Below are 12,172 nucleotides of genomic sequence, written 5' to 3' on the forward strand. Positions count from 1 at the left end.
GAACTCAGTCAAAACCGAGCAGATCGAAAATGTCGCGGTCCTTCATCGGTTCGGCGATCAGCGGATCGGTGCCGGCCCACAGCGAAGCGGCCAGCCGCAGGTACTCCTGCTGCACTTCGAGCACTTCCGGGCTGTCGTCCATTTCGAACAGCGTCGATTTCTTCAGGCGACTGCGGCGGATCACGTCCAGGTCGCGGAACTGCGCCATGGTTTTCAGGCCGACCCGTTCGTTGAAGCGGTCGATCTGGTCGGTGGCCGCACTGCGGTTCGCGATCACGCCGCCGAGACGCACCTTGTAATTCTTCGATTTGGCCTGGATGGCGGCGACGATGCGGTTCATCGCGAAGATGGAGTCGAAGTCGTTCGCGGTGACGATGAGTGCGCGATCGGCATGCTGCAGCGGGGCGGCGAAACCGCCGCACACCACGTCACCCAGCACGTCGAAGATGACCACGTCGGTGTCTTCGAGCAGGTGATGTTCCTTCAGCAGCTTGACCGTCTGGCCGACCACATAACCGCCGCAGCCGGTGCCCGCCGGCGGGCCGCCTGCCTCGACGCACATCACGCCGTTGTAGCCGGGGAAAACGAAGTCCTCGGTGCGCAGTTCTTCCGAATGGAAGTCGACCGTTTCGAGAATGTCGATCACCGTCGGAACCAGACACTTGGTCAAGGTGAAGGTCGAGTCGTGCTTCGGGTCGCAGCCGATCTGCAGCACGCGCTTGCCGAGTTTGGAAAAGGCGACCGACAGATTGGACGACGTCGTGCTCTTGCCGATGCCACCCTTGCCATACACCGCGAAAACCTTGGCGGTACCAAGTTTCAGCGAAGGGTCGAGGTGGACCTGCACGCTGCCCTCTCCGTCATTGCGCGACGAGCCCGGGTTGCGCGTTTTCAGCGCTGACAGCGGGACGTGGGTGGTGGTGACTGTGTTCACTCTGAGACCTCGGGTGTGTCCGCACGGGCGGACGGGGGGGTAGGGGCTTTCATGCGCTGACGGGCTGGAATACGCCCTCCAGACGGTCTTCCAGTTCTTCGCCGGCGGCCCGCAGTTTGGCCAGCATGGCCGCGTCGGGTTGCCAGTAATCGCGGTCGTGCGCTTCGATCAGGCGGTTTGCGAGTTTGGCGGCGGCGGTCGGATTCAGGCTGGCGAGCCGGTTGCGCATGCCGTCGTCGAGCACGAAGGTCTGTGTCAGTTGCTGATAGACCCACGGGGCAACCTGACCCGTCGTGGCCGACCAGCCCATCGTGTTGGTGATGTGGGTTTCGATCTGGCGCACGCCTTCGTAGCCGTGCGCGAGCATGCCCTCGTACCACTTCGGGTTGAGCATGCGGGTGCGTGTTTCCAGCGCCACCTGTTCCTGCAGCGAGCGCACAGCGCCGTCGCCCTTCGTCTGGTCGCCGATGTAGACCGGCGGCGTATGGCCGTTGCGTGCCACCTTGACCGCCTGCGTGATGCCGCCCAGCGTGTCGAAGTAGTTATCGACCGTGGTGACGCCGAGTTCGACCGAGTCGAGGTTCTGGTAGGTCAGCTGCACATTCGCGAGCGCGCTCTGAAGCAATGCGGTCTGCTGCGATGCGCGACCGGTGCGGCCGTAGGCGAAGCCCTTGCGGCGCGTGTAGGTTTCGGCGATCTCGCCCTCGTCCGACCAGCGGCTGCTTTCCACCAGGTTGTTCACGTTCGAGCCGTAGGCGCCTTCGGCATTGCCATAGACGCGCAGCGCGGCGACCTCCAGCGTGCAGCCGTGTTCCTGCTGATAGGCCAGCGCGTGCCGGCGGATCCAGTTCATCTCGAGTGGTTCGTCGGCGGCGGCTGCGAGCCATGCCGCTTCGGCCAGCAGCTTGATCTGCAGCGGCATCAGGTCACGGAAAATGCCGGACAGCGTGATCACCACATCGACGCGCGGGCGGCCCAGCTCTTCCAGCGGGATCAGCGTGGCACCGGCGATGCGGCCGTAGCTGTCGAAACGCGGCAGCGCACCCATCAGGGCGAGCGCCTGGGCGATCGGCGCACCTTCGTTCTTCAGGTTGTCGCTGCCCCACATGACCATGGCGATCGATTCGGGCAGGGGGAAACCGTCTTCGGTGTAGCGGTCGAGCAGGCGCTGCGCCTGCGCTGCACCGTCTTTCACCGCAAACGCACTCGGAATGCGGAACGGGTCGAAGCCGTGAATGTTGCGGCCGGTCGGCAGCACCGCCGGCGTGCGCAGGATGTCGCCGCCCGGTGCCGGGCGGATGTAGCGACCATCGAGCGCCTGCAGCATGGCGGCCACTTCGGTGTCTTCGGCCAGCTTGCCGTTGATGTCGACCAGTTCGTTGAACAGTTCGACCGTGCTGTCGTCGCGCGGCAGCCCGGCCAGCTTGAGTACCCGGTCGATGCTCAGTCCGGCCACCAGTGCTTCGATCGCAGTGCGTTCCAGCTGCTGTCCGTGCGAGGCATCGGCCATCGACAGCAGCATGTCGACGCGTTCCGCTTCCGACGGTGCACGCCCGGCCACGTGAAGGCCGTGCGGGATGAGCGTGTATTCAAGCTCGAGCACCTGCTCGGCCAGCTTCATCACGCGGGCGTCGGTACCGCCGGCGGGCGAAATGTCCCACAGCGGCTCGGCGGCGGTGAGGTCAAGTGCGGCGGCCTGCGCCTGCAGCACGACCGCGAGGTCGGCGCGCTCCGGCGATGCCGGTTCCATCGTGCGCCAGCGCTCGATGGACGCCTTCAGTTCGTTCAGCCCCTTGTACAGACCGGCCTGCGCGATCGGCGGCGTGAGGTAGCTGATCAGCGTGGCGCCGCAGCGGCGCTTGGCGATCGCGCCTTCCGACGGGTTGTTGGAGGCGTACAGGTAGACGTTCGGCATGTCGCCGATCAGGCGGTCCGGCCAGCAGTTGCCGCCCATGCCGCTCTGCTTGCCCGGCATGAATTCGAGTGCGCCGTGGGTGCCGAAGTGCAGCACGGCGTGCGCCTTGAAGTCTTCGCGCAGGTAGCGGTAGAAGGCGGAAAAGGCATGCGTCGGCGACAGACCCTTTTCGAACAGCAGCCGCATCGGGTCACCTTCGTAACCGAAGGCCGGCTGCACCGCGATCAGGATGTTGCCGAACTGCTTGCCGAGCACCAGGATGGAACTGCCATTGCTCAGCTGCTTGCCGGGCGCCGGGCCCCACTGCGCCTCGATTTCCTTCAGCCACGGTTCGCGCCGCACGTGGTCTTCGGCACTGATGAGCGTATGCACGTTGGCGTCTGCACCGTACTTCGATGCGTTGCCGAACAGCACGCTGTCGCGCAGCGCATCGATGCTGTCGGGCAGGTCGACCTGATACCCCTGCTGCTTCATCCCCGTCAGGGTGTGGAACATCGATTCGAACACCGACAGATAGGCGGCGGTGCCGACACTGCCCGCATTCGGCGGGAAGTTGAAGATGACGATGGCGACCTTGCGGTGGGCGCGTTCGCTGCGCTTGAGCGCCACCAGCTTGTCGACGCGGGCGGCCAGTGTCTGCGCGCGCTCGGGGCAGCTGTGCATGTCCTGCTTGTTGTCCGAAGCGGTGAAGGTGCAGGCGTGATGGCAGCCGCTGCAGGTGACGCCGGGCGCGCCCGGACGGCCGCCGAACACCATCGGGGATGTCGCGCCGTCGAGTTCCGGGATGGCGACCATGATGGTGCTTTCGACCGGCAGCAGGCCGCGATCCGACTCGCCCCACTGATCGAGTGTCTGGAACTCGACCGGATGCGCCGCGACGTACGGCACGTCGAGTTGCGCCAGTATCTCCTCGGCGGCCTTGGCATCGTTGTAAGCGGGACCGCCGACCAGCGAGAAGCCGGTCAGCGACACGACCGCGTCGACGATGCTGTGGCCGTCCTTCAGGAAGAACTGATCGATGGCCGGGCGCGAGTCGAGTCCGGCGGCAAAGGCCGGTACGACGCGCAGGCCGCGCGCTTCGAGCGCGGCGATCACGCCGTCGTAGTGACCGGCATTGCCCGAGAGCAGGTAGGAGCGCAGCACGAGCACGCCGACCGTGCCGCGCAGTTCGCGGCCGATCGGATCGGGCAGCGCGGCGGCTTCGTAGGCGAAGCGACCCGGCATGCGTGGGTGATACACACCGACTTCCGGGTATTCGATCGGCGGCTGCACCTTGATCTTGCCGCGCAGTTCCTTGCGCGGGCCATCGGCGCCGCGGTCGACGACGTGGCGCAACAGGTTCAGCACGTTCTCGTCCGAGCCGCCGAGCCAGTACTGCAGCGTCACGAAGTAGGCGCGCACATCCTGGGCGGTGCCGGGAATGAAGCGCAGCATCTGCGGGATGCGGCGCAGCGTCTTCATCTGGGCCGCACCGCCGGTGGCGGTCTTGCTCTTGTTGCCACGCAGGCGCTTGAGCAGCGCCATCGGGCCGCTGGCCGGCTTGTCCATGTCGAACTGGCCGAGACGGGTCAGCTTCACGACTTCGCTGGCTGATGCCATGCAGATCATGGCATCGCAGTTGTCGCGACGCGCACGCAAGTCGTCGAGGATGGGCAGGAAGTGGTCTTCCAGGAACAGCATGCCGCAGACGATGATGTCTGCGCTGGCGATGTCTGCCCTGACGCGGGCGATCGCCGATTCGTTGCCGGCGTACTCCGACGCGGCGTGCAGGCTCACGGTCAGACCCGGGCATTCTCGCGACAGACGCGGCCGGGCACGTTCGACCGCGCTCGCAAGGTGGGTGTCCATCGTGACGATCACGATGCTGATGGGCTGATGGGTGACCGCCGAAGCCGCGCTCGTATCGACGGCACGCTTTCTCAGCATCGACGGAAGTCCGATGGAGGTCATGCTTCGATCACCCTGTCGTGACGTGCGGCGCGCACGGATTCGGCGGACACGGATTCAGCGTCCATAGTGAGCTTTGGCATCGTAGAGCGTCTCCACCGTGATCGTTGCCAGCCCGTGTTCGCGTGCAAAGGCTTCGGTATTGCGTTTGGCCTTGCCTCGCACGAAGAACGGAATCTTCTTTAGTTCGCGCTCGCCGTCTTCGCTCCAGATCGGCTCGCCTGCGGCAATGACGGGTTCGGGTGTCGCGACGGCAGTCGCCACCGGTTCAGCGGCGGCGACGGCATCGGGTGCTGCAGCGGGCCGTGCATCGCGCGCGACAGCCGGCAGATGGGACGCCGCTGCGTCATCGTGGAATTCGAAGTCATCGCGGAACATCTGCAGCAGATGTTCTTCAAGACCCATCACCAACGGATGGACCCATGTATCGAAAATGACGTTGGCGCCTTCGAAACCGTACACCGGGCTGTAACGCGCCGGGACGTCCTGCACATGGATCGGGATCGAAATCACCGCGCACGCCACGCCGAGTCGCTTTGCGATGTGGCGCTCCATCTGGGTGCCGAGCACCAGCTCAGGCGCGGCGGCGCCGATGGCCTGTTCCACTTCCAGGTAGTCATCGCTGATCAGTGCTTCGACATCGTAGAGTTTCGCGGCATCGCGCACGTCGCGCGCAAATTCGCGGCTGTAGGTGCCCAGGCCGACGACGGTGAAGCCCATTTCTTCCTTGGCGATGCGTGCGGCGGCGATGGCGTGTGTCGCGTCACCGAAGATGAACACGCGCTTGCCGGTGAGGTAGGTCGAATCGACCGAGCGTGCATACCAGGGCATGCGCGACAGCGAGGACGAAAAGCCCGCGACGCCCGGCTGTTCGGACGCCAGCAAGGCCGACGCATCGATGCCCGCCAGTTGTGCGACTTCGGCGATGAAGTCGCGCGTGGCGCCGACCCCCATCGGAATGACGCGGGTGGCCGGCATGCCGAAATTGCGCTGCAGCCACGAAGCCGTGGTGCGCGACACTTCGGGGTAGAGGTCGATGTTGAAATCGGCGTCGGGCAGGCGACGGATATCGTCCGGCGATGCACCGAGCGGTGCGATCACATTGACGTCTATGCCCAGCAGGTCGAGCAGCCGGCGGATTTCCTGCACGTCGTCGCGGCAGCGGAAGCCGAGCACCGTAGGGCCGAGCAGGTTGGCGCGCGGGCGGCGGCCCTCGGCACGCGCCGGACGCGGCGTGCCCGGCGGCGGCACCTGATCAGCGAGCAGCGCGCGGACCACGTGATAGAAGGTTTCGGCTGCGCCCCAGTTCTCTTTCTTCGAGTAGGACGGCAGTTCGAGCGGGATGACCGGGATCGGCAGGTTCATGCCGCAGGCCAGCGAGCCGGACTGATCCTGGATCAGTTCGGCGGTGCAGGACTCGCCGACCAGCAGCGCCTTCGGCTTGAAGCGTTCATACGCTTCGGCCACGGCGGTCTTGACCAGATCGGCGGTACTGCCGCCCAGGTCACGTGCCTGGAAGGTGGTGTAGGTCACCGGCGGGCGGCGGTCCTGACGCTCGATCATCGTGAACAGCAGGTCGGCGTAGGTGTCGCCCTGCGGGGCGTGCAGCACGTAATGCACGTCGCGCATCGAGGTGGCAATCCGCATGGCGCCCACGTGAGGCGGTCCTTCGTAGGTCCACAAGGTCAGTTGCATCGGTTGCTCCTCAGACCGCCAGCCGTTCGCGGCGAGCGAGCGGGCGTACAAACAGTTCGGCAAGATCGGCGGCCTGGTCGTAGCCGTGAATCGGCGAGAACACCAGTTCGATCGACCATTTCGTGGCCAGGCCTTCGGCTTCCAGCGGATTGGCAAGGCCGAGCCCGCATACCGTCAGGTCGGGGCGGGCGGCGCGCACGCGGTCGAGCTGGCGTTCCAGATGCTGACCTTCGCTGAGCACGATGTCCGGCGGCAGCAGGGCCAGTTCCTCGCTGACCATCTGGCGGTCGAGATAAGGCGTGCCGACCTCGACCAGTGCCATGCCCATTTCGCGATTCAGGAAGCGCGCGAGCGGAATTTCGAGTTGTGAATCGGGCAGCATGAACAGGCGCTTGCCGGCCAGCTGGGGGCGGTAGCGTTCGAGCGCTGCACTTGCGCGTTTGATCAGCGGTGCAGTGACGGCATCGAACCGTGCGTCGGGCGTCTGCCAGGCGCGGGCGGCCGCGCGCAGCCATGCCGTCGTGCCTTCGACGCCGAACGGGTAGGGTGCAGCCAGCACGGTCGCGCCGCGCGCAGTGAGCGCGCGCACGGTTTCGCCATTGAACGGCTGTGCCAGCAGCAGCTGCGTGTTCGGGCCGATCGACGGCACGTCTTCTGCGCGTCGACCAGGGAAGAAATTCACCGGACCGATGCCCAGCTGTTCGAACTGCCGGCGGAACTGGTCTTCCACCACGTCCGGCAGGCAACCGACGACCAGCAACTGGCGGGCATCGGTCTGCGGCATGATCGGCACGAAGGCCTTGAGCGCGTTGTCTTCGCCCTGCGTGAAGGTGGTTTCGATGCCCGAGCCCGAGTAGCTGAGCACGCGCACCTGCGGCAGCAGCCGCTCGTTCAGGCGTTCCGCTGCGCGGGCCAGATCAAGCTTGATGACTTCCGACGGGCAGGAGCCGACCAGGAACAGCGCCTTGATTTCCGGCCGGCGTTCCAGCAGCGAAATGCACACCCGGTCGAGTTCGTCGTTGGCGTCGGCGATGCCGGCGAGGTCCCGGTCGGTCAGGATGGCCGTGCCGAAGCGGGGCTCCGCGAAGATCATTACGCCGGCAGCCGACTGCACCAGATGGGCGCAGGTGCGCGAACCGACAACGAGGAAGAAGGCGTCCTGCAGCTTGCGGTGCAGCCAAACGATGCCGGTCAACCCGCAGAACACTTCGCGCTGACCGCGTTCGCGCAGCACCGGCAGGTCGCTGCCGCTCCGCTGGCTGAGTACGACCGGAATATCCTGGAGGTTGCTCATTTGCAGGGCACCAGCTGGTCACCGCCGAAGGCCGTCGCAGACGACTGCTGCAAACGGGCAGCGCGCAGTTTCATGATGAACTGGCCGGCATTGATGACATATGTGAAATAGGCGGCGAGGGCGAGCCACATCAGGCTGTTCGGGCCAAGGCTGTCGGTCGCCAGCGCGATCAGGTACCACGTATGCAGGGCAAGCACCGCAAAGCTGAATACGTCTTCCCAGAAGAAGGGACGGGCGAACAGCCAGACGCCGAACACCTCTTTTTCCCAGATCGATCCGGTGATCATGATCGTGTACAGCAGCACCGTCTTGATCACCACGGAAACCGTTGCCGCCTGCAGCCCCTCGCCCGTCATCAGGAAACGCAGCACCAACACCAGACTGATCAGGAAGGCAATGAACTGCACGGGCGCCAGCACGCCCTGGAGCATGGTCCAGGGCGATGCATCGCGACGGCGGCGTTCTTCTGCCGTGTAAAGCGGAGGCTGCGGTCTGGCCTGCTGCGGGTGCATCGGTGACGTCTCCTTGATCTTTCTTCTTTGACTGAAAATCTAGACGTCTGGAGACATAGTGTCAATATAAATTGACGTACATCATGGTTGACATGCGGAGAGCGCTGCAGCTAAGTTGTCATAACGCGAGATGGATGGTCGCCGCAAAGCGTTGATGGCGCTCAATACTGACAAGTAAACTTGACAGTTGCCCTTGCTGCGAACTATCTCTATAAGCTGGTTGCTCTTGTGATTGGTGCCTTTATGGGCTGCGCGCTGGGGTAAGCGCTGTATGTAGTCATAAAAAGCACGGCCGTTCCTTGCTTCCCAGCAGTGCCGCGGGAAGCCTGAGTCGGAGCCGGCACACACAAACACCAAAGGACGAGAGATGGCCGGAAGAGCGCAGGAAGACGCCGGCAAGGCGCGCACGACAGGAGAGTACTGGTCCGACACGGATGCGCTTCAGCGAAGCCATCCGCAATCAGGCAATCACAACGGCGGGGAGCTGGTGTTCCCGGCCGACGACTGGATGGGTGATCTTGCCCGTACCATCGAAGCCGAGATCATTCCGCGCCTCATGCTCGCGCACGGCGGCGCCGACCCGTCGACACCGCAGGTCACCTGTGAAATGCGGGCGCCGTCGTCACCGGAAGTGGTCGAGTTCGCGAATCTGGTTCTCGCGCAGGACGCGCGCGTCGCGCGCACGTGGGTAGAGGCGGTACGCGCGCGAGGCGCGTCACCCGAAACGATTTTCCTTGAGTTGCTCGCGCCGGCCGCACGGCGACTCGGGGAATTGTGGGAAGCGGATCTGTGTGATTTCACGCAGGTCACCCTCGGTCTGTGGCGGATCCAGCAGGTGGTGCACGAGCTGGGCCCGAGCTTTCGCTCGGACGCTCCGTTCGCGCCGAATGGCCGCCGGGTGTTACTGTCGGCCGCACCGGGTGACCAGCACACGCTGGGCCTGTTGATGGTCGGCGAATTTTTCCGCAACAGCGGCTGGGAAGTCTGTGCCGAAGCATCCGGCCGCAGCCTTGATCTGGTGCTGGCGGCGCAGAACGAGTGGTTTGATGTGCTGGGGTTCTCGGTCGGCAGCGAAGCGCGCATCGAACCGTTGAAGCGGCTGATCGAGGCAGTGCGTCAGGCGTCCCGCAATCGCGACCTCATCGTGATGGTGGGTGGCCCCATCTTTGTCGAACATCCGGAGTGGGTGGAGCTTGTGGGTGCGGACGCGACCGCAAGTGACGCAAAAGACGCTGTGCGGCGCGCTGACGCCATGGTGCCGCTGCGATGTACGCAGGGCTGAACTGGTTTGACGAGGTGAACGATTGGGATCGGAGCAGGAGCGCAGTGAGTTTTCCAGAATCGACGGGAAGTGGGGGGCTGCCAACGTGAAGCCGTTCGAATCGCCCCTACTTTCTTTCGGAGGCGTCGATGCCAACTCCACAGCAAGACTCATCGCCGCCGCGTCGGATCTGGCGCTGGTGGTGGACAAGCAGGGCATCATCCGCGATGTAGCCTTCGGCAACGATGAACTGGTACCCGATGGGTACGAGGGTTGGGTCGGCCGACGCTGGACCGACATCGTGACCGTCGAAAGTCGCGCCAAGGTCGAGGCGCTGCTGATCGATGCTTCGGCCGAGGCCGCCCAGAAGTGGCGCCATGTGAATCACCCGGTGTCCGGCGGCATCGACATGCCGGTGCTGTATTCGGCCATCAAGGTCGGTCATGAAGGCCGGGTTGTCGCTTTCGGCCGCGATCTGCGTTCCCTGTCATCGCTGCAGCAACGGCTGGTCGATGCGCAGCAGTCGATCGAGCGCGACTACGCCAAGCTGCGGCAACTGGAAACCCGCTATCGCCTGCTGTTCCAGATGACATCGGAAGCGGTACTCATTGTCGAGGCCGGCAGTCAGCGCGTCATGGAAGCCAATCCGGCAGCGCTCAGGCTGCTCGGTCCGTCTCCGAAGGGGCTTGTCGGTCGCACCTTTCCGGAAGGTTTCGACGAAGCGGGCATGCAGTCCGTTCAGGACCTTCTGGCCAGTGTCCGGGCGGCCGGTCGCGCTGACGATGTGCGCGTGCGACTCGCGGACGACGGGCGCGAACTGCAGGTTGCCGCATCGCTGGTCAGGCAGGACAACGCCGCGCTTTTCCTCGTGCGCCTGTCGCATCGTGCCGTCGAACACACGACCTCGGGCCTTCATCAGGCGCTGCTGGACGTGATGGAGCACGTGCCGGACGGCTTTGTACTGACGGATGAATCGGGCCGCATCCTGACCGCCAACCACGCCTTTCTCGATCTGTCCCAGCTGGCGTCGGTCGAGCAGGCGCGTGGCGAGCTGCTCGAACGCTGGCTGGGTCGCCCCGGCGTTGACTTCAAGGTGTTGATGGTCAACCTGCGTCAGCACGGCTCGGTCAGGCTTTTTTCCACCCTGGTTCGAGGTGAGCACGGTTCGGATGTGGAAGTCGAAATTTCTGCGGTGTCGGTCCCGCACGGCGAAACGCCTTGTCTCGGCTTCACGGTGCGTGGCATCAGCCGGCGGATTGAGGCCGATCCGCGACTGGGTCGCGAACTGCCCCGGTCGGTCGAACAGCTGACCGGGCTGGTCGGCCGCGTGTCGCTGAAGGAGCTGGTGCGCGAATCGACAGACCTGATCGAGAAACTGTGCATCGAGGCGGCGCTCGAACTGACGCACGACAACCGTGCTTCGGCGGCCGAAATGCTCGGCCTGAGTCGGCAAAGCCTGTACGTGAAACTGCGCCGCTACAGCATCGGCGACCTCAACGCCGAGCACGAAGACACCGAAACGGAAGACTAGGGCCTGCGGATTGCGGGTCGCGGACCCGCGCAGCACGCCCGATCGACACAGACACTCCGGACTTCGTCGCGCCATGAACGTGGCGCGCGCGCGAAAGATGTGGTTCGCGAATGGATGCCGGAAGATCTTGAGTCAATCTTGGCTGACACTGTAGTGTAAGTTTGTCTTGACGCCTTGGAGCGCCGGGCCTACTGTTACTGCATGAGTCGCCCATCCCTTTCCGTAGTCGCCGAATTCCTCAAGCCCATCACCTGGTTTCCGCCGATGTGGGCTTTCGGTTGCGGTGTCGTTGCCTCCGGATTGCCCGCTTCCGAGCGCTGGCAGGTGGTCGTGATCGGCATCCTGCTGGCCGGGCCGCTCGTCTGCGCCACCAGCCAGGCGGTCAACGACTGGTTCGACCGCCACGTCGACGCCATCAACGAACCCAACCGCCCGATACCGTCCGGGCGCATGCCTGGCTACTGGGGGCTCTACATCGCCATCGGCTGGACCGTGCTGTCGTTGATCGTCGCGGCAACACTGGGTGTCTGGGGCTTCGGTGCTGCCGTGATCGGCCTGCTGCTGGCCTGGGCGTACAGCGCGCCGCCGTTCCGCCTCAAACAGAATGGCTGGTGGGGCAATACCGCGTGCGCCATCTGCTACGAGGGGCTGGCCTGGGTCACCGGTGCTGCCGTGATGGCCGGCGGCGCCATGCCGGACATGCGCAGCCTGCTGCTGGCCGGTCTGTACAGCGCGGGTGCCCACGGCATCATGACGCTGAACGATTTCAAGTCGGTCGAGGGCGATACCCGCATGGGCATCGGTTCCCTGCCGGTTAAGCTCGGTGTGGTGAACGCCGGACGCGTCGCCTGTGTGGTCATGGTGGTGCCACAAATGTTCGTCGTTGCCCTGCTTTCCCACTGGGGTGCCATGGGCCACGCGATGGTGGTCGGTCTGCTGCTTGCGATACAGGTGATGCTGATGGTGCGCCTGCTCGACAGCCCGCGCGAACTCGCCCCCTGGTACAACGGAACCGGCATCACGCTGTACGTTGCCGGCATGCTGGTCAGCGCGTTCGCGCTGCGTGCGGTGGCGGAGGTCTGA

Annotated in this window: 8 protein-coding genes; 3 read left to right on the plus strand and 5 right to left on the minus strand. The window is 64.7% G+C overall.

From position 1 onward, the window contains the following. Positions 1-4: 4 nt before the first annotated feature. The 5 genes from bchL to bchF form a co-directional block, all read right to left on the minus strand. A complete protein-coding gene (bchL, locus tag NMQ16_RS17770) occupies positions 5-904 on the minus strand; it encodes a ferredoxin:protochlorophyllide reductase (ATP-dependent) iron-sulfur ATP-binding protein (RefSeq protein ID WP_069040649.1) in 900 nt (299 codons plus the stop codon). A gap of 79 nt (positions 905-983) precedes the next feature. Further along, the gene (locus NMQ16_RS17775) at positions 984-4,775 is read right to left on the minus strand and encodes a magnesium chelatase subunit H (RefSeq protein WP_257082297.1); all 3,792 of its coding nucleotides are present in this window, start codon (positions 4,773-4,775) and stop codon (positions 984-986) included. Positions 4,776-4,853: 78 nt separating this feature from the next. Then, a complete protein-coding gene (gene bchB / locus NMQ16_RS17780) occupies positions 4,854-6,491 on the minus strand; it encodes a ferredoxin:protochlorophyllide reductase (ATP-dependent) subunit B (protein ID WP_257082298.1) in 1,638 nt (545 codons plus the stop codon). 10 nt (positions 6,492-6,501) lie between these two features. Continuing rightward, positions 6,502-7,785 (minus strand): ferredoxin:protochlorophyllide reductase (ATP-dependent) subunit N, encoded by a 1,284-nt coding sequence (locus NMQ16_RS17785; protein ID WP_257082299.1) that lies wholly within the window; start codon positions 7,783-7,785, stop codon positions 6,502-6,504. Beyond that, complete coding sequence (bchF, locus tag NMQ16_RS17790; protein WP_257082300.1) at positions 7,782-8,297, minus strand: 2-vinyl bacteriochlorophyllide hydratase; 516 nt, start codon at positions 8,295-8,297, stop codon at positions 7,782-7,784. The genes NMQ16_RS17785 and bchF overlap by 4 nt, the downstream gene beginning before the upstream one ends. Before the next feature lie 367 nt (positions 8,298-8,664). On the opposite strand from bchF, the gene NMQ16_RS17795 reads away from it, so the two are divergent. The 3 genes from NMQ16_RS17795 (at position 8,665) to chlG (ending at position 12,172) form a co-directional block, all read left to right on the plus strand. Beyond that, positions 8,665-9,579: a B12-binding domain-containing protein gene (locus NMQ16_RS17795; protein WP_257082303.1), complete on the plus strand. Its 915-nt coding sequence runs from the start codon at positions 8,665-8,667 to the stop codon at positions 9,577-9,579. An 85-nt stretch (positions 9,580-9,664) separates the two neighbouring features. Next, positions 9,665-11,089, plus strand: a complete 1,425-nt coding sequence (gene ppsR / locus NMQ16_RS17800) for a transcriptional regulator PpsR (protein WP_257082304.1) — start codon at positions 9,665-9,667, stop codon at positions 11,087-11,089. 201 nt (positions 11,090-11,290) lie between these two features. Further along, on the plus strand, positions 11,291-12,172 hold the full coding sequence (gene chlG / locus NMQ16_RS17805) for a chlorophyll synthase ChlG (RefSeq protein WP_257082305.1): 882 nt from the start codon (positions 11,291-11,293) through the stop codon (positions 12,170-12,172).

This window comes from Methyloversatilis sp. XJ19-49 (genome assembly GCF_024580145.1).
Classification (GTDB): domain Bacteria; phylum Pseudomonadota; class Gammaproteobacteria; order Burkholderiales; family Rhodocyclaceae; genus Methyloversatilis.